Raw genomic sequence first — 23,070 nt, 5'->3', positions numbered from 1 at the left:
GCCTCGAAGGCGGAAACCTAGAACTTGAAGATCGTCTCCAGCCGCACGCGCGGCAGCGAACGGCGATCCGTCTCCACCGGACGGGCCGGATCGGTCTGGGGATCGGACAGGGAGGCGGCGGCGCCGACCCGAAGACGCGGGTTCAGGCGGTAATAGGCGCCCGCCTGCACGTCGCTCCAGTCCGCCTCGCGGCCGACCGGCTGGCTGAGGTTCAGGTCGAGGCCCCAGCGGCCGTCCTCGTTCCAGCGCAGGCCGCGCCGGGGCGCTTCCTGTCCGGAAACCAGATCATTGCGGACGGTGGGGGAAGCCTGAACGGCGGCGCGGGCGGACTCGCGAGTCTGCGCCGAGGCGGTGGACGCCGTCGTCGCCAGGGCTGCAACAGCAGCCATCGCAAGAATGAGTCCCTGGACCCGCATCACTCGTTTCCGCCTTCAACCCAGCCTGGACCGTTGTTCGTCCTTCGCCGACCGGTCGGTGTGACCGATACCGGCAGCATCGATTAGACATGGTCTCACAGCCCGGTCAACGCAATGCGATGGCTTGGACAAGGTTCCGTGACGGGTTCCCCGCGGCCTGTGGCTCGCGCAACACGGGAGTTCCCGCATCAGAATGCGCAGGGCCGCTTGTCAGCGCGGCGGTTCGCCATGCTATAGACGGTTTGGCGGTCCGTGGGGGCGCGGCGCCGGTCGTCCGGTCGTGCGCGCCCGGGCGGGACGGCAATCATTTGACGGAGTTTCCCATGGCCATCACTCGTGGCGCGTCGATCGCCCTGATCGCCTGCAGCGTCGCCCTGGCGAGCTGCGGCAGCCTGAACCCCCTTTCGCGCGGCGACAACGCGGCCTCGGCAGGGACGGAACAGGGCATCGGGGTGAACAGCTTCCTCTGGCGCGCCTCACTGGACACCCTGTCCTTCATGCCGCTGATCACCGCCGACCCGTGGGGCGGTGTGATCAACTATGACTGGCACACCCCGGCCGCATCGCCGAACGAGCGCTTCAAGGCCACGGTGTTCATCCTGGACACGCGCCTGCGCGCCGACGCCCTGAACGTCACCGTGACCCGCGAGATTCGCAACGAGGCAGGCCAGTGGATCGCCCAGCCGGTGAATCCCCAGACCGAAACGGACCTGGAGAACGCCATCCTGACGCGGGCGCGACAGCTGAACCTCGCCTACGCCGGCTGATCGCCGGAGTCAGACTGACCCCATGACGCGATACGATCCCCGGACGGCCGAACCCCGCCAGCGTGCGCGCTGGGAGGCGGCGAAAGCCTTTGTAACCCCGACCGGCGAGACCGGGCGGCCGAAATACTACGTGCTGGAGATGTTCCCCTACCCCAGCGGGAACATCCACATGGGCCACGCCCGTAACTATGTGATGGGCGACGTGGTGGCCCGTCACAAGCGGGCCCAGGGGTTCGACGTGCTGCACCCCATGGGCTGGGACGCCTTCGGCATGCCGGCCGAGAACGCGGCTATGGAGCGCGGCGTGCATCCGGGCGACTGGACGTGGTCCAACATCGCCGCCATGCGCGACCAGCTGAAGCTGCTGGGCCTGTCGCTGGACTGGAGCCGCGAGTTCGCCACCTGCGACCCGGCCTATTACGGCAAGCAGCAGGCGTGGTTCATCGAGCTGCTGAAGCGCGGCCTGGTCTATCGCAAGGAAGGCGTCGTCAACTGGGATCCGGTGGACAACACCGTGCTGGCCAACGAGCAGGTGATCGACGGCCGCGGCTGGCGTTCTGGCGCCGAGGTCGAGAAGAAGAAGCTGACCCAGTGGTTCCTGCGGATCACCGACTACGCCGATGATCTGGTGGAAGGGCTCGCCTCGCTGGACCGCTGGCCCGAGAAGGTCAGGCTGATGCAGGCCAACTGGATCGGCCGCTCCACCGGCGCCCGGGTGACCTGGCCCCTGAAGGGCGATGTCCCGTCCGGCTTCGAGAGCGTCGAGGTGTTCACCACCCGGCCCGACACCCTGTACGGCGCGTCCTTCGTGGGCCTGGCCCCCGATCATCCGCTGTCGGCCGCCATAGCCCAGCGTAGCTCCGAGGCCGCCGCCTTCATCGCCGAGTGCAAGAAGGGCGGCGCCAGCCAGGCCGAGATCGATCAGGCCGAGAAGATCGGCTTCGACACCGGCCTGACCGCCATCCATCCGCTGGATCCCACGCGCACGGTCCCGGTGTGGATCGCCAATTTCATCCTGTCGGAGTACGGCACCGGCGCCATTTTCGCCTGCCCGGCCCACGACCAGCGGGATCTGGATTTCGCCCGCAAATACGATCTGCCGGTCATCCCGGTGGTGCGCCCCGACGGCGCCGGCGAGGACTTCGCCGTGGCGGACGAGGCCTATGTGGGCCCGGGCCGCATCTTCAACTCGGCCGATCTGGACGGGCTGGACGTGGAGGCCGCCAAAAAGGCGGCGGTGGCGCGCATCGAGGCGGCCGGGCTGGGCGAAGGCGCCACGGTCTACCGCCTGCGGGACTGGGGCGTGTCGCGCCAGCGCTACTGGGGCTGTCCCATCCCCATCATTCACTGCGAGGCGTGTGGACCGGTCCCGGTTCCGGCCGACCAGTTGCCGGTCGAGCTGCCGAAGGACGTGACCTTCGACGTGCCGGGCAATCCGCTGGATCGCCACCCCACGTGGAAGCACGTCAAATGCCCCTCGTGCGGCGCGGACGCCCGGCGCGAGACAGACACCCTGGACACCTTCGTGGACAGCTCGTGGTATTTCGCGCGCTTCACCGATCCCACGGCCGACGCGCCCATCGACAAGGCGGCGGCGAATCGCTGGCTGCCGGTGGACCAGTACATCGGCGGGGTCGAGCACGCGATCCTGCACCTGCTGTACGCCCGCTTCATCACCCGGGCCCTGTCGGATGCAGGCCTGATGGAGGTGAAGGAGCCGTTCGCCGGACTGTTCACCCAGGGCATGGTGGTCCACGAGACCTACAAGGCGGCCGACGGCAAGTGGGTCGAACCCACCGACGTGGAGATCGTCGCCGATGGCGACCGACGCACCGCCACCCGCCGCTCCACCGGCGAAACCCTGACCATCGGCGACATCGAGAAGATGTCCAAGTCCAAGAAGAACGTGGTCGCCCCCGAGGAGATTCTGGAGGCCTACGGCGTGGATGCCGGGCGTCTGTTCGTGCTGTCCGACAGCCCGCCCGAGCGCGACGTTCAGTGGACCACCGGCGGCGTCGAGGGCGCCAGCCGCTTCGTGCAGCGGGTCTGGACCGAGTTTGACGGCTTCGACCCCGCGAAGACGGGCGACGCCAGGCTGGACGAGGCCCTGCGCCGCGAGACCCACAAGGCCATCAAGGCGGTCAGCGAGGGGGTCGAGGGCTTCCGCTTCAACGCCGCCATCGCCAAGCTGTACGCCTTCGTGGCCGTCATCCGCGCCCATGCGGAGGCGGGCGGCGAGGCCCGGCGCGAGGCCCTGTCGGCGCTCGCACGGCTGATCGCGCCCTTCACCCCGCACCTGGCCGAGGAATGCTGGGCCCGTCTGGGTCAGGACGGCATGGTTCTGGACGCGCCCTGGCCGGACTACGATCCGGCGCTGGTTACGGACGACGAACTGACCCTGCCCATCCAGATCAACGGCAAGCGTCGCGGCGAAGTGGTCATGCCCCGCGGCGCGCCCGAGGATCAGGTGCGCGAGGCGGCTCTGGCGAACCCGGCGGTTCAGGCCTACCTTGTCTCGGTCAGCCAGTCCGTCCGAAAGGTCATCGTTGTGCCCGACCGCATCATCAATCTGGTGGCCGGATGATTCGTCTGGCCCGCATCGGCGCCGCCGTCGGCGCCTGATGATGCTGGCCGCCTGCGGCTTCACGCCCCTGTATGCCGAGCCCGGCGTATCGCCGACCTTGTCGCGCATCTCGGTCTCGGTTCCCGACACCCGGGCGGGCTACGAACTGCGTCAGGCGCTGGAGGACGAACTGGCCTGGGATCGCGGCCAGACGCCCCTGTGGCGGCTGCAGACCGACGTGGAGCAGCGCCGCGGCGCCCTGGGCCGCCGGGTGGACGACACGGTCTCGCGTTATGAACTGGTTATGGTCGTGCGTTACCAGCTGACCCCTGTCTCCGGCGGAGAAGTCATCACCGACGCGGTGACGGCAACCGTCACCTACGCCGCCGCCGATCAGGCCTACGCCGCCATCGCCGCCCAGCGCGACGGCGAACAACGCGCCGTGGCCGAGGCCGCGCGCCTGATCCGGCTGGATCTGTCACGCGCCCTGGCCGAACTGAACCGGCCTTAGGAGGCCGCTCCACCGTCCGAGGAGGAAGAGCTCCATGTCTCTGAACCGACGCACCCTGCTGGCCGCCGCCGTTCTGCTGGCGCCCGGCGCCGCCCTGGCCCGAACACGGACCATCACCGTCTACAAGACGCCGACGTGCGGTTGTTGCGACGGCTGGGTTGAACACCTTCGGCGCGCGGGCTTTGAAACCACCGTCGAGACCCTGGATGACCTGTCCCCCGTCCGCCGCCGTCACGGCCTGCCGGACCGGCTGATGTCGTGCCATTCGGGTGTGGCGGACGGCTATATTTTCGAGGGTCATATCCCGGCGGCCGACGTCATCCGTCTGCTGGCCGAGCGTCCCCGCGCGGTGGGACTGGCCGTTCCCGGCATGCCCCTGGGCTCTCCGGGCATGGAGGTTCCCGGCCGGCCGGGGCAACCCTATGAAACTCTGCTGGTGCTGAACGGGGGCGCCACGCGGGTCTTTGCTCGTCACAACCAGGGCTGAAGACCTATGGAGCCGGGCACGGCGGGACTGATGCTGGTTCTGCCGCTCACAGGGGCCGGACTGGCGGCGGGCCTCGGCGCGGCTGTTCTGACCGCCCGCCTGGACGAAACCGGACCGGGGCGCGCTTCGCCCATCCTCATGACCGGCCTCGCGGTTCTCGGCGCGGCGGTCGGCGTGTGGTCCCTCCTTGGCCCGGCCCCCATCGTCGTCACCGCCCTGCTGGGCTGGAGCCTGCTGCTGATCGCGGCCGTGGATGCGCGGCATTTCTGGCTGCCGGACTGGCTGACCCTGCCGCTGCTGGCGGGCGGTCTGGCGGCGACGGCGCTGTTCGACCGGCCCGCCCTGATCGACCACCTGATCGGCGCGGCGGCCGCTTCGCCGTGCTGTGGGGGATTGCGGCGCTGTACCGCCGGACGCGAGGGCGGGAGGGACTGGGCGGCGGCGATTTCCGCCTGCTGGCGGCGGCGGGGGCCTGGACCGGATGGATGGGCCTGCCCAGCGTGCTGCTGTGGGCGTCCGTGGCCGGCCTCAGTCTGGTTCTGGCGCGTCTGGTGCTGAAACAGCCGGTGTCGGCCGAGGACCGCCTGCCCTTCGGCGTCTTCCTGGCGCTGGGGATCTGGATGACCTGGCTCTACGGGCCGCTGGGCCTGTAGGCGGCGAAGCCGTCCAGCGGGATGCGCTCGCCCGAGGCGTCGCGCACCGTCACCGCGCGCAGCCGCGCCGCGTCGTCGCCCGCCAGCATCAGGGCGAGCGGATTGACCGAAACGCTCAGGTCCCCCAGCGGCATGACGCCCGCCCGCGCCCCGATCACCCGGCCGGCCCAGAACGGCCCCTCGACCCGCTCGGCGGACAGGCCCAGATCGTCTGCCCCCGCCGTGCCCAGCACCAGACGCAGCGGCGTCAGCACCGCCAGCATGAGCGCCAGCGACACGGCGAAGACGAGGATCAGGGTCAGCCGGCTCACGGCGCGACCGTCCCCTGCGCCTGCAGGGTGGCGTCAGCGTTTTCCAGCACGCTGAGACTGGCGATGGTCAGCCCGGCCCGCTCCAGAGCGGCGACCCAGCCGAACAGGCGGGCGGTCTCGGCGGACTCCACGGCGAAGCTGACGCCCCCGCCCTCGGCGGTCACCTGAACCGCGACGCCAGCATCGGCCGCGCTATTGGTCAGCAGGGCTTCGATGTCCGCGGGAATCCGCGCGACGGCGCCGGATGGATCGATCCCCGCCGCCGCCGAGGCCAGGGCGTGGGTCTGAACGGCGGTGTCCAGCCGGTCAGCGGCGCCCGCCTTCCAGGCCAGCAGGGGCGCCAGGATCAGGAACCACGCCAGCACCAGCACCAGCACGCCGCCCAGAACGCCCAGCATCACATGCTCGCGGGCGGTGCGACCGTCCCACCAGGCCCGGGCGGCTTTCACATGGTCGTTGAAGGCGGTCATGCGGCGGCTCCGATGATCACGTCGCTGACCATGCGGCCGTCCTCCTCAAGGGTGGTCTCGTCTGTCAGGCCGAGACCCGAGGCGGCGAGGGCGGCGTCCAGCGCCTCCAGATCGCCATAGGCGCCGTAGGAGACGGTGGCCCGCACCTGGCCGTCGTCATAGACCGACAGGGCGTCCAGCTCGGTCCCCTGGACCTGCTCAACGGCGGCGAACAGGGCGGCGGTCACGCCCGAGACGCCGCCGGACGCGGCCGTAGCGTTCAGCCGCCGTTGCGCCTCCGCCGCCGGATCGGCGTCCGGCGCCATGTCGGGGAAAGCCGCGCGCAGCATGGCCGTGCTCTCGCTGTTCAGCGCCCACGCCGCCAGATCGTCCCGCGCCGCCGCCACGCCCAGCAGCAGCAGGGGCGAGAGGACCAGCAGGCCAGCCATCACCGCCGCGCGGCGCCAGGCGCCAGGGCCCTCGGCGGCGGTGCGGGTGCGGCCGATCAGATTGACCGGCGGGTTCAGGGCGGCCTGAACCAGCATGGCCTCCACGTCCTCGGCCCGCTCCACCGGGATCACGAGGCGGTCGCCCGCGATCAGGGGCGCCAGATCCGGCTCCACCGTCACCGACAGGTCGATGCCCCGCAGGGCGGTCATGGGACCGAAGCCCACGGAGGTCAGGTTCTCGCCCTGCTGCGGCGGCGCGACGGTCAGGTGATCCGGCACGATCACGTCCGGGGTCACGCCCAGCGACTCGGCATAGGCGATCCAGGCGTCCACCAGCGCAGCATTGGCCACGGCCACGAGACGCTTTCCGTCCGTCTCGCGCCGCGGGCCCAGCGACACGCGCAGCCGGTCCGGCGGGGCGGCCAGATCGTCGCGCAGGGCCCACAGGGCGGCGGCCCGGCCCTGCGCCTCGTTGCGTCCGGGCAGCTCAAGCCAGCGCACCATGACATCGGCGCCGGGCGCCACCACCACGGTGCGCATGGCGGGAGGCGGAGCGCCGGCGCGGTCGGGGGTCAGCAGACCCCGCTGCAGCACGCGGCCGTCGCGGTCCACCGCCAGCCAGGGCGAGGGCTGGTCCGCCGAGGGCGCCAGCAGAAGAAGTCGGGTCAGGGTCATTCGTCGGTTGTCCATCGGCGCGCCACGGTGCGGACCGCCCCGCCGGGGACGGCCTCGATCAGGGCGCTCATGACCGCCTCGGCGCCGCCGTGGGCGACCCGGGCGTCGAGGGCGAAGAAGCGGGTGAAGACGCCGGCCTGATCATAGGCGGCGTTGGAGGGAGTGAGTCCGGCCAGGGCCGGCTGGTCCCAGAAGGCGGCGGTGTCGCTCCAGCCGCCGGGGGGGCGCGCCGCGATCACGCGCCGGGCGGCGCAGTCCGAAAGCCGCCCGTCGGTCATCATGACCAGCAGCACGGCCTGATCCGGCGTCAGGGTGTTCACATTGATGGCGGTGACGCCCGTCACCGGCAGGGCGCACAGATGGGGGCGGAGGCGGGCGTAGTCCTCCGCCGACACCCCCCGCACGGCGCGCAGTTCGCTGACTTCGGACAGCAAGGTCCCGCCGGTGCGGTAGGGGGTCGCCTGACCGGCGTAGGCGCCGTCCTCGCCGCCCAGCGGCTCGGACCGGCTGTCGGTGTCGATCCAGTCCACCAGCCCGTCGGCCATGGCCCGCGCCCGCGCCTCGGCCACGCCGACCGCGCGGGACAGAGCCAGGAACTGGCGGACGCCGTCGTCATTGCGGGCCAGCGCCTCGTCCTGACCGGTCACGACGCTGTTCAGGTTGAAGCACGCCTGCCCGTCACGCACGGTCACACGGATCGCCCCGCCCTCATCGACCGGGAAGTCGAAGGTGCGGCCGTTCCATTCGGGCTCCAGCGGCGTGCGGCTGCTGTTCTGGTCCATCAGCCGCCGCACCTGGCTCCGCGCCAGGGTTTCGGCGCCCAGGCCGTACCACTGGGCCTGATCCATGGCCGACGCGTTGGTGGCGCGGCGCACGGAGAAGCGGATGTCGTCCAGCATGACCACGGACAAGGCCGCCATCACCGCCACCAGCAGCAGGACGGTCAGAAGGGCCATGCCCTCGCGCTCGCGACGGGAGGGCTTCATGCATCCGCCCCCGCCACCAGAAACAGCTGGCTGACCGGTCCGTAGCCGTCCAGTGTGAGGTCGATGCGCACCGCGTCCGGCAGGGGTCGGTTCCGGGTCGGACGCCAATCGGCGATGGGGTCGCCGTCGAGGATGGCCGTGACCTGGGCGGTCTCCACATTCTCCAGCAGCACCTGCGGCTCGGCCGGCCGGGCGCCGTCCAGCCGCTCGCGCACCCGGCGCTCGAGCCGTCCGTCGATCAGCCGGTAGTCCACCCGCTGCATGGAGGCTCGCTGCGCCTCGCCGGGATTGATCCAGCCGCGGCGGGTGACGGCGAACAAGGCCTCACCGCCCAGCTCGAACGCCGCCTGGGGCGCCCCGTCAGCGCCGCGCACCCGCCGGGGCGCCGCCTGACCCAGGTCGGCCCGCATCAGGGCGCGGGTGCGCTGGAAGGCGGCGGTGCGCTCGCTGGCGTCCCGCACGGCCAGACGGTTGTCGATGGCGAAGGACAGCAGTCCCACCCCCGCCGAGGCGATCATGGCGAAGATGGCCAGGGCGACCAGAACCTCGACCAGGGTGAAGCCCGCGCGTCGGGTCATTGCACGCTCCGGAACACGGCCAGGTCGGCGGCGTGCTCGCCGCCATCGGTGACCGACACGTCGATGCGCAGGATGCCGGGGTCCTGGGTGGCGGTGACGGTGCGGGTCCAGCGCCAGTCGCGCCCGGCCAGCTGCACCTGCCCGTCCTGCATTCCCTGCGACGGCGGATCACGGGCGATCACGGCCTCCACCGCCACGTTCTCGGCCACCACGGCGCCGAAGGTGCGGGTCTCGGCGCGCACGGCCGAGCGCACGCCCTCGCCCATGAGGTTCAGCAAGGCCAGGGCCGCCAGGCTGAACACGCCCAGGGCCACCACCATCTCGATCAGGCTGAACCCCGGCCGCTCAGTCATTCACGCGCACCTCGCCGGATCCGTCGACGGTCACGCTCACAGCGCCTTCGCCGCGCGACAGGGCGACGGTCAGGGGGTCGGCCATGCCGGTAGGGTCGAAGGCCGTGCGGGCCGTCTCACGCGGCAGGGTGACATGCACGTCCTCGCCCCAGTCGGCGCGGCGGAACAGACCGTCTTCCAGCGGCCCCCATTCTCCGCCCGCGAACATCTCGAAGGCGTAGCCGCGCGCGTCGGCCGTCACTGCCACCGGGCGGCCGGTCAGGATCGCCTCTTCCCGCGCCCGCACCAGACGGGCGGCGAAGACCTCGGCCTGCTGGCCCACCGGCGGGCGGGGATCGGGCAGGGTCATGACCACGGCCCCTGCAGCCAGGCCGATCAGGGCCGTGACCACCATCACCTCGACCAGGGTGAAGCCCGGTCGGCGGTCCCGGTCAGCGCCAGTTGGAGATGTCGGCGTCATTGCCCTCGCCCCCTTCCTGGCCATCGGCGCCCAGGGAGATGATCTCGAAGGGCCGGTTGTCGCGGCCCGGCTGGCGATATTGATAGGGATTGCCCCACGGATCGTCGGGCAGGCGGCGCACATAGCCGCCTTGGCGATAGCGCTCGGGACGGGTCAGGCTGGCGGGCGGTGCGACCAGGGCCTGAAGGCCGTCCTCGGTGCGGGGGAAGGTCAGGTTGTCCAGGCGATAGGTCTCCACCGCCTGCTCCAGCACGGCGATGTCGGCCCCGGCCTTCTCGACCAGGGCGCGGTCCTGGGCGGGCAGGACGTTGATGACCACCACCGTGGCCAGCAGGCCGATGATGACCACAACCACCATGACCTCGACCAGGGTGAAGCCGGCGCGCTTGCGGCGACGGGCGGTTTGGGCTTGTTCGGGCTTGGACATGATACGCTCGCTTATCCGAGGGCCAGGGTGTTGATCTGAAGAATGGGCAGCAGGATCGACAGCACGATCACGGCGACGATCCCGCCCATGACCACGATGATGGCCGGCTCCAGCAGGCTCAGCATCACGGCGGTGAAGGTGGCGAACTCGCGCTCAAGGTAATCAGCGGCGCGTTCCAGCATGGGCTCCAGCCGCCCGCTGCTTTCGCCCGAGGCGGTCATGTAGACGAGGATGGGCGGAAAGACCTCGGCCCGGCGCATGGCGGCCGACAGCCCGCCGCCCTCGCGCACGGACTCGGCCATGGACTCGGTGGCGGCGCGCAGCACACGGTTGGAGACGGTGCGCGCGGTGATGGTCAGGCCCTCCAGAACCGGCAGGCCGGCCGCGATCATGGTGGACAGGGTCCGGGCCATGCGCGCCCCGTGCAGGTCGCGCATCAGCCGCCCGATCACCGGCAGCTTCAGCATCAGCCCGTCCACCTTCAGGCGGAAGGCGGGCTGGCGCAGGCCCGCCGCGAACAGCACGCCTCCCGCCACCAGAAGGATCAGCACCAGCCAGCCCCAGTCGGTGATCAGGCTGGAGATCGCGATCACCACCCGCGTCAGCAGGGGCAGGGTCTGGTTCATGCTGGTGAACTGCTCCACCACCCGGGGCACCACGAAGGCCATCAGGGCGGCGATGACGCCGATGGCCACCACCGCCAGCACGATGGGATAGACCAGGGCGGTGATGACCTTGCCGCGCACCTGTTGTTCGCGCTCCAGCAGATCGGCCATGCGTTCGAGGATCGGACCCAGGGCGCCCGAGCTTTCGCCCGCCGACACCATGGCCCGGTACAGGGGCGGGAAGGCCGGGCCCTGACGCTGCATGGCCTCGGACAGGCGGAAGCCTTCCAGCACCCCGGTGTGCACGCCCATCAGCACCCGGCGCACGGCGGGCCGCTCGCTCTGCAGGGCGATGGTGCGCACCGCCTCCTCCACCGGCGAGACGGCGACCAAGGTCGCCAGCTGGCGGGTGGTCAGGGCCAGGGTCTTGGAGCCCAGACGACCCCCGCCCGCTTTGGTTTCACGGTTGGGCCGGGCCGATGAAACAGACAGCTCCAGCGGCATCAGGCGGCGGCGATCCAGCACATTGCGCGCGGCCGCCTCGTCCGGCGCGCTGACCACGCCCTTCAGGGTCCGGCCTTTCGGGTCTACCGCCACATAGTCAAACGCGGCCATCAGTCGGGGTCCTCGACCGACTGGCGGGTGACGCGGACCGATTCCTCCACCGTGGTCACGCCCTCGAGCACCAGGGTCCGAGCGCGGCCCGAGAGGCTGGACTTCTTGCCGAGGGCTGCGGTGGTGATGGCCTCCTCACCCGCTTCCTCGGCGATCAGGCGGCGCACGGCGTCGGTGACGCGGATGGTCTCATAGATGCCGACGCGGCCCTGATAGCCGGTCTGGTTGCAGTGGGCGCAGCCGGCGGCGCGCCAGATGGTCTTGCCTTCCTTGATCCCCGCCAATTTGGCGGTGGCCTTGTCGGCCGGCTCGGGGCGGCGGCAGTCGGGGCACAGGCGGCGCACCAGCCGCTGGGCCACGATCAGGCGCAGTGTGGAAGCCAGCAGGAACGGCTCGATGCCCATGTCGCGCAGGCGGGTCACGGCGCCCGCCGCATCGTTGGTGTGGACGGTGGACAGCACCAGGTGCCCGGTCAGGGCGGCCTGCACCGCGATCTGGGCGGTCTCCACGTCGCGGATTTCGCCGACCATGACCACGTCCGGGTCCTGACGCAGGATGGCGCGCAGGCCCGCCGCGAAGGTCATGCCGACCTTGGTGTTGACCTGGGTCTGTCCGACGCCGTCGATGGCGTATTCCACCGGGTCCTCGACGGTGAGGATGTTGCGGCTGGCGTCGTTCAGCACCGACAGCCCAGCGTACAGGCTGGTGGTCTTGCCCGAACCGGTTGGGCCGGTGACCAGAATCACGCCGTTGGGCTCGGCCAGGGCCTGGCTGAAGGCCTCCAGCGTGTGCTCATCCATGCCGAGCTCGATCAGACTCAGCCCCGCCTGATCCTTGTCCAGGATGCGCAGCACCACCCGTTCGCCGGCCCGCGACGGCAGGGTCGAGACCCGCACGTCAAGCGTCTTGCCGCCCAGGGCCAGGGGGATCCGCCCGTCCTGGGGCACGCGCTTTTCGGCGATGTCCAGCCGCGCCATGACCTTGATGCGCGACACCAGCAGCGGGGTGATGCGGCTGTTCAGGCGCAGGGCCTCATGCAGCACCCCGTCCACCCGCATGCGGATCAGCAGGGCCTGCTCATAGGGCTCGATGTGGATGTCCGAGGCCCCGGAGCGCACGGCCTCGGCGATCACGCCGTTGATCAGGCGGATCACCGGGGCGTCGTCGGTGACGTCCAGCAGGTCGGCGGCGGCGGGCATGTCGTCGATCAGCCCGTCCAGCCCCGAGGGCATGTCGAACTCGCCCGGCTCGCCGCCCGAGAACGGGTCGTCGGCGTAGATTTCCGACAGGCGGCGGTCAAAGCCCGAGGCGGTCAGCCGCTCGATGCGCAGGGGCCGGCCCAGCGCGCGGCGCGCCTCCACAAGCGCCAGCGGATCGGCGCCGTCCCGCACCCCGACCAGCGCCGTCTCGCCCGCATCCAGCAGCACCACCCCATGCCGCTTGGCGAAGGCGTAGGGCAGGGTCGGATTGATCAGGGTGATCATGGATCAACCCTCGGGCGGCGGCAGGGGCGCGCCTTCAACCGGGCCGGGAGCCATGCCGGCGGGCGAGATCACCTCGCCGCCCGCAACCGGTGCGGCGGGGCGATAGCCGCCCATGTAGTCGCGGATCAGCATGTCCAGCGACGGCTCCACGGTCGGATCGCGGTCGATCTGGCGCCCCCGCATGTAGTCCCAGCGCTCGGCGCCCACGCGGGCGGCGTCGCCGGGGCTGCGGATGATGGTGGGCCGGATGAAGACCATCAGATTCGTCTGGCCGCGCTCGCGGGCCGTGGAGCGGAACAGGGCGCCGATCACCGGAATGTCGCCCAGGCCCGGCACGCTCTGGACCGACAGCCGCTCGTTCTGGTCCAGCAGGCCGCCCAGCACGGCGATCTGGCCGTCGTCCACCAGCACGGTGGTCTCGATCTCGCGCTTGTTCAGAACAAGATCGCTGGCCCCGGCGGTCAGCACCCCGTTGATGCTGGACACCTCCTGACGCAGGAACAGGGTGATGGCGCCGCCCGCATTGATCTGGGGCCGCACCTCCAGCTTGACGCCGATGTCCTGACGCTGGGTCGTGCGGAACGGATTGGTGTTGTTGGAGCCCAGCACTTCTCCGACCACCACCGGGACTTCCTGACCCACCAGGATGGTGGCTTCCTCGTTGTCGAGAGTCATCAGCGACGGGGTCGACAGCAGGTTCGAGCCCTCGTCGCTGCGCACGGCGTTGATGATGGCGCCGAACAACCCGTCCGAGCCGATGGTCCCGCCGCCCATGCCGATGACGCCGTTGGCGCCCAGCAGGGAGTTCAGCGCCGCCCCGCGCAGGTCCTCCAGCAGCGGATCGTCCTCGTCCAGTTCGCGCTCGCCGGCGATGCCGCCCAGAATGGGAAGGATGTTGGGTGAGGTGTTGGAGTAGTTGGTGGCGAGCAGGGGGTTGCCGTCCCGGCCGGCCAGCGCCCATTGCACGCCCAGCGCCCGGGCGGCGTCATCGGAGACCTCCACCACGATGGCTTCCACCAGCACCTGCTGACGACGGGTGTCCAACTGACGGATCACCTCGGACAGCATGCGCTGGGTTTCCGGCGCGGCGGCGATGACCAGGGCGTTGGCCCCGGGGAAGCGGGCGATGTTGGCGCGGGCGCCGGGCGTGGCGGCTGAGGCCGGAGCGGCGTTGTCGCCCTCGGCAGGCGCGCTGGCCGCCCCGTCCAGAGGCCGCGAGATCTGGCCGGTCATCTGTTGCAGGACGGGAAGGAGCTGTTCCGCGTCGGCGTGCTCCAGGAACACCACCCGCACGTCGTCGGCGGACTCGGCGCGGCGGTCCAGATCATCCACCAGCGGGCGGATGCGGGCCACGGCCGCCGGGTCGCCGCGCAGCACGATGGAGTTGGAGCTCTCCACCGGGACGACGCTGACCATGCCGGGCGAACCGCCGCCGGGGGGCGTCAGCACCTCGTTCACCACCCGGGCGATCTCGCGGGCCGAGGAGTTCCTCAGGGTGACCACCTCATAGGCGGAGCGGTCCACGTCGATCTGGCTGATCAAGCTGCGGATGCGGCGCAGGTTGTCGACGAAGTCCGCCACCACCAGGGTGTTGCCGCGCGGATTGGTCAGCACCTGGCCCTGCGCGCCCACCAGCGGACGCACCACCTCGGCGGCCGAGGCCGCGTCGATGTTGGCGATCTGGAACACCTCCGTGGCGAAGCGTTCGGAGCCCACGGTGGATGGCCCCTGTGCGGCGCCTCGGCCGGGGACACGCGATAGGCTCCCGACCCGGTGGGCGACACCACCAGACCGTTGGCCCGCAGGGTGGACAGGAAGACCTCGAACAGTTCGGAGCGGCTCAGCGCCCGGTCGCTGGTCACCGTCACGGTCCCGGTCACGCGGGGATCGACGATGAAGGTGTGCCCGGTGGTGCGGGCGATGTCCTGGATAAAGGCGCGGATGTCCGCGCCTGAACGTTCAGGGTCTGGCGCGGGCTGGATTGCGCGAGTGCGGGCGCGACGGCGCCCAGCGGGCCCGAGGCGCCGATCACGGCGGCGGCCACCATGGCCAGGATGCGGTTGGCGCCAGCGGTCATTGAGCGATCCTCAGGGTGGCGGCGCGGACTTCGCCGCCGCGTTCGTAGCGGATGTGGAGAGACTCGGCCCCCGCCAGCCCGGCGGCGATGCGCGGCAGGCTGGAAACGCTGTCCAGCGCCTGGCCGTTGACGGCCTGGATGACGTCGCCGGGTAGCAGGCCCGCCTCGGCGGCCGGTCCGGCGCCCGCCGGGGTGACGACGAAGCCGGTGATGCGCTCGTCCACCACATGGGGGGCGAGGACGCCGGAACTCAGGAGCTGCATGGGGTCGCCAGACGCGGCCGGGGTCGTCGGCGCGATGACCTGCTGACTCGAAGGCGGCGGCGGCGGCGGCGCAGCGCCGGCCGGGGCCTCGCTGAAGGCCAGGCGGGTGCGCGAGGCGCCGCGCGCCACCACGGCATGGTCGGACGCAACGCTCTCCAGCCTGAGACCCGGCTCGATCTCCTCGCCCACGGCGACCGAGACCTGACGGCCGTCGGACAGGCCGATGATGGCCGAGCCGCCCCCTGCCCCGCCCGCGCGCACGCCGAACAGGCGCAGCGAGCCGCTGTTGGCCGCCGTGGCCTCGGCCAGGCTGGACGGGGCGCCGGTGCGGAAGAAGCCGTCGATGCGGGCCAGGACGGAGACGTCCGGCGTGGCGGACGCGCGGGAAGGCGCGGCGCCGAATGGGCCGGCGGGGGTGACCACCATCCACAGAAGGGCGGCGGCCGGAAGAGCCAGCAGGCCCGCCAGCACGGCCTCGGTCAGACCCCGGGCGCCGCCCGGAACTGCGAACGCGGCCCCCGTGGGGAGCCGCGCCGCGTTGAGTCTGTCAATCAGTTGGAACACGGACGGTCGCCCCCGGGTCGCTTCGGCCGCTTGATTAGCGCGGCGAAGGGGCGCGAAGCCCGCTCGGGACGATGACGCAATGGCGACAATCGTGTGACGATCGCCGGGTTCACGGACGATCCAGCGGGGCGGCGAACCACCCCGCCGGCCTTCATCAGAAACTGGTGCTCAGGCTGATCGAGCCGGAGGCGCCCAGGTCGTAACGGTTGATGTCCACGCGCTGGCCCAGTTCCTGGTACTCCTGGAACTCGGTGTTCAATAGATTGCGCAGTTCCAGTCCAAAGCTGAAATCCCGTCCGAACGCCCCGAAGTCGCGGCGATAGACGAAGTCCAGCATGACGCCCGGCTCCTGGATCAGGTCCGGCTCGCCGGGGCGGCCGCGTGCGGACGACCGTTCCGAGGCGTAGTTGACCAGGATGGTCGCCTGGGAGCCGACGATGTCGTCCTCCCAACCGAACTGCAGGTTGGCCAGGTGCTCGGACTGACCCTGCAGACGCGCCCCGTCAGTGAAGAAGTTCGTCGCCGGTTGAGACGTGCCGTTGCCGGACAGGGGGAAGACCTCGTCATCCGCCCCGACCCGCAGTTCGGACTGGACATAGGTGTAGTTGGCCTGGACCAGCCAGCGCTTGCCGTCCCAGAAGGCGCCGGTCATGGGGCTGTCGAAGTACTTCTTCACGTCCAGCTCGATGCCCCAGAGCTCGGCGCCGGGAGCGTTCAGATAGGTCTGCTGGGTCACGGAACCGGTGTCGTTGATGACCGATTCCACCGGACGGTCGATGTCCTTGTAGAACAGGCCGGCGGTCACATACTGGTCGCGCTGGAAGTACCATTCATAGCGAAGGTCCAGGTTCAGCAGCTCGCTGTCTGTCAGGAACGGGTTGCCGATGAACAGGCGATCGCTGTCCGGGTCCAGGTACTGCTGCGGCGCCAGCTCACGGAACTGGGGCCGGCCGATGGTCTGGGAGGCGCCGAAACGGAACTGCATGTCCTCGGCGAAGTTCCAGGTGAGAGTCGCGGCCGGCAGCCAGTATTCGTTCTCCAGCACGGTCGGCTGGAACGGCGTGACGCCGCCGAACAGGTCGCGCGAGACGACGGTCTGCTCGGCTTCCTCGTAGCGCACGCCCACCGAGCCGCTGACCAGCGGCAGGATGTCCGCCTCGACCTGGGCGTAGGCCGCGTTGACGGTCAGCTCGGCGTCATAGGCCGCCGCGCCGCCGCCGCCGGTGGTCTCCACGAGCCGGATCAAGCCGGGGCCCTGGTTGAAGTCGGCGAAGAAGAAATCGACCCGCTGGCGCTGGAACTCGGGCGACAGGCCCGAGCCCTGGAACGAGAAGATGCGCTGCTCCGCCTCGCGGGTGTTCTCGTAGGTTTCCGCACCGACCGTAAAGGTCATGTCGCGCAAGTTGGACAGGGCCACATCGTAGCTCAGATCGATGCCGCCGCTGACCACGTCGTCGGTCAATTCGCTGAAGGACGTCGAGTTGCGCTGGCCTTCGTGGAAGGCCACGCCGTCATCACCGATGGAGTAACGGATGGTCTTCTCGTAGGGCGCATCCCGGGTCGAACGGGCCCAGGCGCCGCGCCAGTTCACGCCCAGGTCGCCGAAGGTGTGCTCACCGGCCAGCTGGGTGTTCAGCAGGGTGCGCACGTACCAGGCGGTGTAGTCATCGCGAACCAGATTGTTGCCCGGCGCGTCGAAGTCGAAGCCTCGCGCGAGCGGGTCTCCTTGGTGGTGCGGCGCACATACAGGTTCGTCCACTGGATCAGGTGATCCGCGGTCTCGAAGCTGAGCCCCAGCAGGCCGTCCCAGCCGATGTTGTTGTCGGTGGACATGAAGTCGTACTGGCGGGTGGCCGACAAGGTGTCGACGTCCACGCGGCCTTCGCCCTGAACGCCGTTCTGGGTGCGCCACTCGTTGCTGTAGCCCAGCACGCCGATGACGCCGAAGCGGGCGCCGGAGTCCATGTCGAAGGAGCGGCCGGCCGAGACGTCGAAGCCGAAGTCCGGCTGGATGTTGTCTTCCATCTGCAGCAGGTTCAGCGGCGCGTTGACGAAATCCCAGCCGATGCGCTGGATCTCTTCGGCCGTGAAATTGGCGCCCTGGACCACCCGGTTGCCCGTGGCCATGGCGGCGCGAAGACGGCCCGGCAGGTCGCGGGTGCCGTCGTCGAAGCCGGTGAAGTCGCTGCGCGAACCGTAATAGATCAGGCCGTCCTGGAGGGTGGTCTCGGTGTTGCCGCCCATGCTGACGCCGAAGTTGAAGAACGGCACGTCAGGGGTGGCGACGGTGTACAGGTCGATGATGCCGCCGCCGAACTCGCCGGGATAGTTGGGCGAATAGGTTTTCTGCACGGCGACGCTGCGCAGGATAGAGGCCGGAAACAGATCCAGCGGCACGACCCGCTGCAGCGGCTCGGGGCTGGGCAGGGGCGAGCCGTTCAGGCGCGCCGCCGAATAGCGCTCGCCCAGGCCGCGGACGTAGACGAAGCGGTTTTCGGCCACGGTCAGGCCAGCGACGCGAACCAGGGCGTCGGCGGCGTTGGAGTCACCCGTGCGCTCCAGATCCTCGGCCGTGACGAAGGCCGAGATTTCGGAGGTCGCCCTCATGGGCTCGGGGATATAGCGGCCCAGCACGACGATCTCCTCGACCGAGGTGACTTCGGGCTGTTCGGTTTCGGCGACCTGGGCCAGCGCGACATGCGGCGCGGCCAGGGCCGTTGTGGCGAGCAGAAGCCCGCTCAGGGTGTGGATGATGCGGGTCATGGTCTTCTTGCGCCTTTGAGATGTCGACGAAACGGGAATGAGCGGCGGCCCGCGAAAGGCCGCCGCTCGTCTCCTTGGGCTCGGATCAGCAGGTCGAGCCGCTCTCCAGGCCGCAGGTCCAGCCCCGCCACCAGTTGTCGTTGCTGTCGCGGACGGCGCCGATGTAATCGACGTTCTGCAGGAAGGCGCTGACCGAGTTGACCGGCGTGGCGGTCACGGCGTTCTCGTTCGTGCCGTTGACGAAACCGTTCAGGGTCGAGGTTCCGTTGGCGGTGTTGTTCGACCCGGCGTTGAAGATGGCCGCGGCCTCGGCGGCCGTGACGTTGGTGTCGTCGCGGAAGGCGATCGGGCAGCTGAAGTGGATCGAGTTGAAAGTCGGGCCATTGGCCACCGTGGCGGCGTCGTCGATGTCCAGGCAGGCGGCCGACCCGGTCAGGACCGAGTTGTACATCTGCATGGAATGGCCGCTGTTCAGGATGATCGCGTCGCCGCCATTGGGGCGGCCGATGGCGGTCACGTTCGAGATGCGCGGACGGGTGAACAGGGCCTGGTTGCCGGCCGAGGACGATTCGAACATGCGGTCGCCGCCCGAAGCCCGCTGGCGGATGATCATGAACTGGGCCGAACCGCGATAGCCGGTGTCGGTGTCGAAGCTGTCATCGTCGTTGCCGGTCAGGACGACGTAGCGCAGGTTCACCGTGCCGCCGAACGGCTCGATGCCGTCGTCGGACGAGTTGTGGACCTGGATGTACTCCATCACGGTGCCGTTGCCGACGCCGGCCAGGGTGATGCCGTTCAGCTCGTTGCCGGGCAGCACTTCGAAGCCCGGGAACTGGACGCGCACATAGCGCAGGCGGCCCGAGTTGTCGGCCACGGTGTTGCCGCCGTAGAAGGCGCTGGTGCCTTCCACTTGGGCTTCACAGGCCAGGTTCGGCGGGGTCACGCCCCCGGGACAGGCGGCGATGGGCGCGCGGCCCAGGATGACCAGGCCGCCCCACTGTCCGATGGAGTCCGGACCGGAGGTGCCTTCGATGTTCTGGCGGCTGGTGAAGATGATCGGCGCCGTGGCGGTGCCTTCGGCGAAGATCTGCGAGCCGCGATTAACGACGATGAAGTCAGCGCCGCTGGAGCCGAAGATCGTCACGCCCGCCTCGATGGTCAGGGTGCCGTCCTGGGCGCCGGCGATCGGGGCGGCGGGGTTGGCGCCCTGGTCGTCGCCCACGTCCGTACGGCCGCCCAGCGAATAGATGGTGCCGGCGCGCAGCGGCACCACCAGGTTCCCGACGACCTTCGCGGGCAGCTGGCAGTTGCGCAGATTGTTGATGACGCCGACGTTGTCGAAGCCGGTCGGCAGTCCGCCGCGGCTCCGGTTCCGCCGCCACCGCCACCGCCGCCGCCGCCGCCGCCGCCGGTTCCACCGCCGCCGAAGCCGCCCTCACCGGGCGAGGCCACCTCGGCCGAGCCGCAGGACGCCAGGGCGAGCGCAGCGGCGCCGGCCATAAGGATCTTGTAGGTACGTGACATGGGAGTCCCCTCGTTGCGCGTGAAAGCAGGCCCGCCGCGCACCATGCCGACGCCCCCGCAACTCGGAGCATGGGATTAGTGAAGGTTTGCAATGATCAGATGACAGTAATTTCGCCATATCTTGTCATGATCAGAACCCGGATCATTATTTATATTTCTGCTGTACTTATTCCGGCGTGTATCGAATTGAAAACACCGAGCCATTCCGTCGGTATTCAAGATCGACCGCGTGTCCGGCGGCGATGTCCGCCGCCAGCTCCTCCAGCCGTTCGGAACGATCAAAGGGCGTGCCGTTGATGCGCAGGATCACATCACCCGGTCTCAGCCGCGCGGCCGCCAGAACGCCGCCGTCGGTTCCCGGCCTCCACACATAGCCGTCGGCGCCGTTGGCGGAGACCGGCCGCAGGGCCGTGGCGTAGGTGGCGGGATCGGCAGCGCCCGGACCCGCTGTGGCCTGGCCCGCCGCGGCCTGACCCGTCGCGGCCATGACGGGTTGCGCCGGGCCGGGGTTCGCTGCGGGCGGCGCCGCCGGGAAGTCGAGCCGTGTCCGGGTCCGGCCATGGCCCAGCACCACATGATCCGTGGCCACGGCGGCCAGTACGACGCCCTCGCTGACCGTCTCGCCGACGCGGACGGCCTTCTGCACGCCGTCCGGCCCGGCAATGATCGCGCCGGCCCGTGCGCCCGCGCGCACGGCGTAGAGAGTGTGCGGCGTCAGGGGGGCGGCATCGCCCACAGTTCCGAAGAAGGGGTCGTCCCCGGGGTGCGCATGCGCCGCAGGCGCCGGCCCGATCGTCAGGGCCGCCGCCTCCGTCTGCCCTCGCCCTGCTCCGCCGAGCGTCCAGGCCCAGAGCACCGGCTGCAACGCCAGAAGCACGGCCAGAACGACCTCGGTCGCGGCTTGAGCCCGGCTGACGGGTCGACGAAACAGGGGCAGGGCGAACATGGCCGGAACCTAGTCCGGGATCATGACAGTCATGCGTGCACGGACGGGCCCAGGCTCCGCTTCGGCGGTCATCATATCAAAAGTTTTGGTCGCGATGCTGGGGTCCTGGAACTTGCCGGCCTGTCATGTCACTGCATCTCCGCCCCTTCACGCCCGCCGACGCCCCCGTCGTCGACGCCCTGCACAGCGCGGTGGACTGGCCCGCGCGCTCTGCCGAGGGCTGGCGCTGGCTGGCCGCCAACCCGGCGCGCCCTGCCGACTTTCCCATCGGCTGGCTGGCGGAGGACGAGGCGGGACGCGCCGCCTTCGTGGGCCAGTTTCCACAGCGGTTCTGGATCGGCGACCAGCCGGTCCTGGGCGTCTCCGGCTATTCCATCATCGTGCCGCCGGAACTGAAGGGCGTGGCGGGACGTCTCATCCGCAGGATCATGAACCGGACGGACGTGGCGCTGTTCTACACCCTGAACGCCAACGCCCTGTCGGCGCCGCTCTACCGTCGGCATGGTCTGTCCCCCTGGCCGGAGGGCGCCCATGCGTTGAAGCTGACATGGATGATCGATCCGATGGCCGCCGCCGGCGCCGGGGTCATCCGCAGGCTGGCGCCGGATCTCAGCGGCAGGCCCGGTCCCGAACGTCTGATGAACCGCCGTCTCGGCCGAAACCCGGCGCTGAGATTGCCCCCGCAGGTGACCCCCCTGGACGGGTTCGATGACGACTGGAGTCTGTTCTGGTCCCGACTCAGATCCGAAGGCCGCGTGCTCGCCGACCGCAGCGCCGAAACCCTGCGCTGGAGATTGGGCGAGCCGGACGGAACCCTGCCGCCCATCCTGCTGGCCTACCGCCGGGACGGCGCTGTCACCGGCTGGCTGTTGGCGCAGATGGCCAAGATGAGCCGCCTGGAGCCGCCGGTCCTGGACATCATCGACCTTGTCACCCTGAAGGACGAGCCTGATGCGGCCGGCGTCCTGACCGGCGCACTGATCGCCAATGCGCGGCGTCTGGGCGCGGCCAAGGTGCGGCTCCAGGTGGTCTCGCCGGACATGCTGGAGGCCCTCGGGCCGTTGGCGCGCCGCGCCCGTCGCGAGGGCGGCTGGGGCCATGGCCACGCCCGCTTCGCCCCCGAACATGCCGCGCGGATGCGGGCGGGCTGGTCGCCGACTCCCTTCGACGGCGACTACAGCTTCTGCCTGCGCCCGGTCCCTGCGGCCTGAATCCGGATCAGACTCTGGGCCGCGCCTTCAGTTCGTCGCGAATCTCGGCCAGCAGCGCCTCGGTGGGCGTGGGCGCCGGGGGCGTCTCGGGCGTCGGCTCGGCCGCCTGCTTGCGCCGCATGCCGTTGATCCCCTTCACCAGCAGGAAGACCGCGAAGGCCACGATCACGAACTGAACCACGGTGTTGACGAAGGCCCCGTACTGGATCGCCACCTCCTCCACCGCCTCGGTGGCCGGGTTCTCCGGGACCAGCACCCACTTCAACTCGGCGAAATCGACGCCGCCGAACAGAAGGCCGACCGGCGGCATGATCACCCCGTTGACCAGGGCCTGGACGATGCCACTGAAGGCCGCCCCGATGATGATGCCGACGGCCAGATCCACCACATTGCCGCGAACGGCGAACTCGCGGAATTCCTTGATGAGGCCCATGCCTTGCTCCTGCTTGCGACGCCTCAGCCGGGCGTCAGGTCGAGATGGAGAAACTGGTTGAAATCGGTCGCTTCATAGTCGCCGAAGGCCGGTCCGTTCCTGAACCCGCGCCGGCGGTACAGGTTCAGCGCCGGTTCGAACGCCTCGCCCGATCCGGTTTCCAGGCTCACGCACCTGCATTCCAGCTGCGCGGCCTCGGCGATCAGATGCTCCAGCATGGCGCGCCCGGCGCCGCGCCCGAGATGATCCGGATGGGTGCGCATGGACTTGATCTCGCCGACGCCGTCACGGCTGGTCTTGAGCGCGCCCATGGCCAGCAGGGTCTCGCCCTCCCACAGGGCGAACAGGGTGACCCCCGGCGCCTGGAGCCCCGACAGGTCCAGCGCATGCACGCTGTCAGGCGGCGACCACCGCCGCATGGCCTCCAGGTGAAGCCGCAGCAGATCCAGCAGGCGGAGATCTTCGAAATCGGCCGGGGCGATGCGCCAGCGGCTGTCCAT

26 protein-coding genes and 2 pseudogenes are annotated in these 23,070 nt (G+C 70.0%); 7 read left to right on the top strand and 21 right to left on the bottom strand.

Going from position 1 to position 23,070, the window contains the following annotated elements; genetic code table 11:
- Positions 1 to 17 precede the first annotated feature (17 nt).
- A complete protein-coding gene (locus MBEBAB_RS06785; RefSeq protein WP_021697206.1) occupies positions 18 to 389 on the bottom strand; it encodes an NtrZ family periplasmic regulatory protein in 372 nt (123 codons plus the stop codon).
- A gap of 350 nt (positions 390 to 739) precedes the next feature.
- On the opposite strand from MBEBAB_RS06785, the gene MBEBAB_RS06780 reads away from it, so the two are divergent.
- From MBEBAB_RS06780 to MBEBAB_RS17440, 6 genes and pseudogenes are all read left to right on the top strand, one after another.
- Positions 740 to 1,183 carry a DUF3576 domain-containing protein gene (locus tag MBEBAB_RS06780; RefSeq protein ID WP_021697205.1) on the top strand — a complete coding sequence of 148 codons (444 nt, stop codon included), beginning with the start codon at positions 740 to 742 and terminating at the stop codon, positions 1,181 to 1,183.
- Between the two features lie 22 nt (positions 1,184 to 1,205).
- A complete protein-coding gene (leuS, locus tag MBEBAB_RS06775; protein WP_021697204.1) occupies positions 1,206 to 3,767 on the top strand; it encodes a leucine--tRNA ligase in 2,562 nt (853 codons plus the stop codon).
- A gap of 37 nt (positions 3,768 to 3,804) precedes the next feature.
- Entirely contained in the window at positions 3,805 to 4,257 is a 453-nt protein-coding gene (gene lptE / locus MBEBAB_RS06770; RefSeq protein ID WP_045318982.1) for an LPS assembly lipoprotein LptE, read from the top strand.
- 34 nt (positions 4,258 to 4,291) lie between these two features.
- Positions 4,292 to 4,744 (top strand): DUF411 domain-containing protein, encoded by a 453-nt coding sequence (locus MBEBAB_RS06765; RefSeq protein ID WP_021697202.1) that lies wholly within the window; start codon positions 4,292 to 4,294, stop codon positions 4,742 to 4,744.
- Between the two features lie 6 nt (positions 4,745 to 4,750).
- A pseudogene (locus tag MBEBAB_RS18325) lies at positions 4,751 to 5,059 on the top strand (hypothetical protein); the annotation flags it as partial.
- Between the two features lie 65 nt (positions 5,060 to 5,124).
- A pseudogene (locus MBEBAB_RS17440) lies at positions 5,125 to 5,223 on the top strand (prepilin peptidase); the annotation flags it as partial.
- A 152-nt stretch (positions 5,224 to 5,375) separates the two neighbouring features.
- On the opposite strand, the gene MBEBAB_RS06755 reads toward MBEBAB_RS17440, so the two are convergent.
- The 18 genes from MBEBAB_RS06755 to MBEBAB_RS06685 all read right to left on the bottom strand — a co-directional run bounded on the left by MBEBAB_RS06755 (position 5,376) and on the right by MBEBAB_RS06685 (position 20,926).
- Complete coding sequence (locus MBEBAB_RS06755; protein WP_021697199.1) at positions 5,376 to 5,708, bottom strand: hypothetical protein; 333 nt, start codon at positions 5,706 to 5,708, stop codon at positions 5,376 to 5,378.
- Positions 5,705 to 6,178, bottom strand: coding sequence for a type II secretion system protein M (locus tag MBEBAB_RS06750; protein ID WP_021697198.1), 474 nt, complete (start codon positions 6,176 to 6,178; stop codon positions 5,705 to 5,707). Before MBEBAB_RS06750 ends, MBEBAB_RS06755 begins: the two co-directional genes overlap by 4 nt.
- On the bottom strand, positions 6,175 to 7,281 hold the full coding sequence (gene gspL / locus MBEBAB_RS06745; protein ID WP_021697197.1) for a type II secretion system protein GspL: 1,107 nt from the start codon (positions 7,279 to 7,281) through the stop codon (positions 6,175 to 6,177). The genes MBEBAB_RS06750 and gspL overlap by 4 nt, the downstream gene beginning before the upstream one ends.
- Positions 7,278 to 8,267, bottom strand: coding sequence for a type II secretion system minor pseudopilin GspK (gene gspK / locus MBEBAB_RS06740; RefSeq protein ID WP_021697196.1), 990 nt, complete (start codon positions 8,265 to 8,267; stop codon positions 7,278 to 7,280). Before gspK ends, gspL begins: the two co-directional genes overlap by 4 nt.
- Positions 8,264 to 8,845 carry a type II secretion system minor pseudopilin GspJ gene (gene gspJ, locus MBEBAB_RS06735; protein ID WP_021697195.1) on the bottom strand — a complete coding sequence of 194 codons (582 nt, stop codon included), beginning with the start codon at positions 8,843 to 8,845 and terminating at the stop codon, positions 8,264 to 8,266. Before gspJ ends, gspK begins: the two co-directional genes overlap by 4 nt.
- Complete coding sequence (gene gspI, locus MBEBAB_RS06730) at positions 8,842 to 9,198, bottom strand: type II secretion system minor pseudopilin GspI (protein ID WP_021697194.1); 357 nt, start codon at positions 9,196 to 9,198, stop codon at positions 8,842 to 8,844. Before gspI ends, gspJ begins: the two co-directional genes overlap by 4 nt.
- On the bottom strand, positions 9,191 to 9,658 hold the full coding sequence (locus tag MBEBAB_RS06725; RefSeq protein WP_045318981.1) for a GspH/FimT family pseudopilin: 468 nt from the start codon (positions 9,656 to 9,658) through the stop codon (positions 9,191 to 9,193). Before MBEBAB_RS06725 ends, gspI begins: the two co-directional genes overlap by 8 nt.
- Positions 9,630 to 10,085 carry a type II secretion system major pseudopilin GspG gene (gspG, locus tag MBEBAB_RS06720; RefSeq protein WP_021697192.1) on the bottom strand — a complete coding sequence of 152 codons (456 nt, stop codon included), beginning with the start codon at positions 10,083 to 10,085 and terminating at the stop codon, positions 9,630 to 9,632. Before gspG ends, MBEBAB_RS06725 begins: the two co-directional genes overlap by 29 nt.
- An 11-nt stretch (positions 10,086 to 10,096) precedes the next feature.
- Positions 10,097 to 11,305, bottom strand: a complete 1,209-nt coding sequence (gspF, locus tag MBEBAB_RS06715) for a type II secretion system inner membrane protein GspF (RefSeq protein WP_021697191.1) — start codon at positions 11,303 to 11,305, stop codon at positions 10,097 to 10,099.
- A complete protein-coding gene (gene gspE, locus MBEBAB_RS06710) occupies positions 11,305 to 12,789 on the bottom strand; it encodes a type II secretion system ATPase GspE (RefSeq protein ID WP_021697190.1) in 1,485 nt (494 codons plus the stop codon). The genes gspF and gspE overlap by 1 nt, the downstream gene beginning before the upstream one ends.
- A gap of 3 nt (positions 12,790 to 12,792) precedes the next feature.
- Entirely contained in the window at positions 12,793 to 14,505 is a 1,713-nt protein-coding gene (gspD, locus tag MBEBAB_RS06705) for a type II secretion system secretin GspD (RefSeq protein WP_021697189.1), read from the bottom strand.
- Entirely contained in the window at positions 14,397 to 14,684 is a 288-nt protein-coding gene (locus tag MBEBAB_RS18625) for a hypothetical protein (RefSeq protein ID WP_373852884.1), read from the bottom strand. The genes gspD and MBEBAB_RS18625 overlap by 109 nt, the downstream gene beginning before the upstream one ends.
- Positions 14,666 to 14,866: a hypothetical protein gene (locus MBEBAB_RS17435; protein WP_021697188.1), complete on the bottom strand. Its 201-nt coding sequence runs from the start codon at positions 14,864 to 14,866 to the stop codon at positions 14,666 to 14,668. Before MBEBAB_RS17435 ends, MBEBAB_RS18625 begins: the two co-directional genes overlap by 19 nt.
- Positions 14,863 to 15,693 carry a type II secretion system protein N gene (locus MBEBAB_RS06700; RefSeq protein ID WP_052516759.1) on the bottom strand — a complete coding sequence of 277 codons (831 nt, stop codon included), beginning with the start codon at positions 15,691 to 15,693 and terminating at the stop codon, positions 14,863 to 14,865. Before MBEBAB_RS06700 ends, MBEBAB_RS17435 begins: the two co-directional genes overlap by 4 nt.
- A 154-nt stretch (positions 15,694 to 15,847) precedes the next feature.
- Positions 15,848 to 17,284 (bottom strand): TonB-dependent receptor domain-containing protein, encoded by a 1,437-nt coding sequence (locus MBEBAB_RS17430; protein WP_242397113.1) that lies wholly within the window; start codon positions 17,282 to 17,284, stop codon positions 15,848 to 15,850.
- A gap of 41 nt (positions 17,285 to 17,325) precedes the next feature.
- Complete coding sequence (locus MBEBAB_RS17425) at positions 17,326 to 18,456, bottom strand: TonB-dependent receptor plug domain-containing protein (RefSeq protein ID WP_242397112.1); 1,131 nt, start codon at positions 18,454 to 18,456, stop codon at positions 17,326 to 17,328.
- Positions 18,457 to 18,541: 85 nt separating this feature from the next.
- Positions 18,542 to 19,726, bottom strand: coding sequence for a beta-helix domain-containing protein (locus MBEBAB_RS16130; RefSeq protein ID WP_021697185.1), 1,185 nt, complete (start codon positions 19,724 to 19,726; stop codon positions 18,542 to 18,544).
- A gap of 420 nt (positions 19,727 to 20,146) precedes the next feature.
- Positions 20,147 to 20,926, bottom strand: a complete 780-nt coding sequence (locus tag MBEBAB_RS06685) for a type II secretion system protein N (RefSeq protein ID WP_021697184.1) — start codon at positions 20,924 to 20,926, stop codon at positions 20,147 to 20,149.
- Positions 20,927 to 21,051: 125 nt separating this feature from the next.
- Here MBEBAB_RS06685 and MBEBAB_RS06680 point away from each other — a divergent pair, with 125 nt between their 5' ends.
- Positions 21,052 to 22,137 (top strand): GNAT family N-acetyltransferase, encoded by a 1,086-nt coding sequence (locus tag MBEBAB_RS06680; protein ID WP_021697183.1) that lies wholly within the window; start codon positions 21,052 to 21,054, stop codon positions 22,135 to 22,137.
- A gap of 7 nt (positions 22,138 to 22,144) precedes the next feature.
- On the opposite strand, the gene mscL is transcribed toward MBEBAB_RS06680, so the two are convergent.
- Both mscL and MBEBAB_RS06670 read right to left on the bottom strand, forming a co-directional pair.
- On the bottom strand, positions 22,145 to 22,570 hold the full coding sequence (gene mscL / locus MBEBAB_RS06675; RefSeq protein ID WP_021697182.1) for a large-conductance mechanosensitive channel protein MscL: 426 nt from the start codon (positions 22,568 to 22,570) through the stop codon (positions 22,145 to 22,147).
- Positions 22,571 to 22,593: 23 nt separating this feature from the next.
- A complete protein-coding gene (locus tag MBEBAB_RS06670) occupies positions 22,594 to 23,070 on the bottom strand; it encodes a GNAT family N-acetyltransferase (protein WP_021697181.1) in 477 nt (158 codons plus the stop codon).

This window comes from Brevundimonas abyssalis TAR-001, assembly GCF_000466985.1.
Classification (GTDB): Bacteria; Pseudomonadota; Alphaproteobacteria; order Caulobacterales; family Caulobacteraceae; genus Brevundimonas; species Brevundimonas abyssalis.
This window is presented reverse-complemented; position numbering and strand designations above follow the sequence as displayed.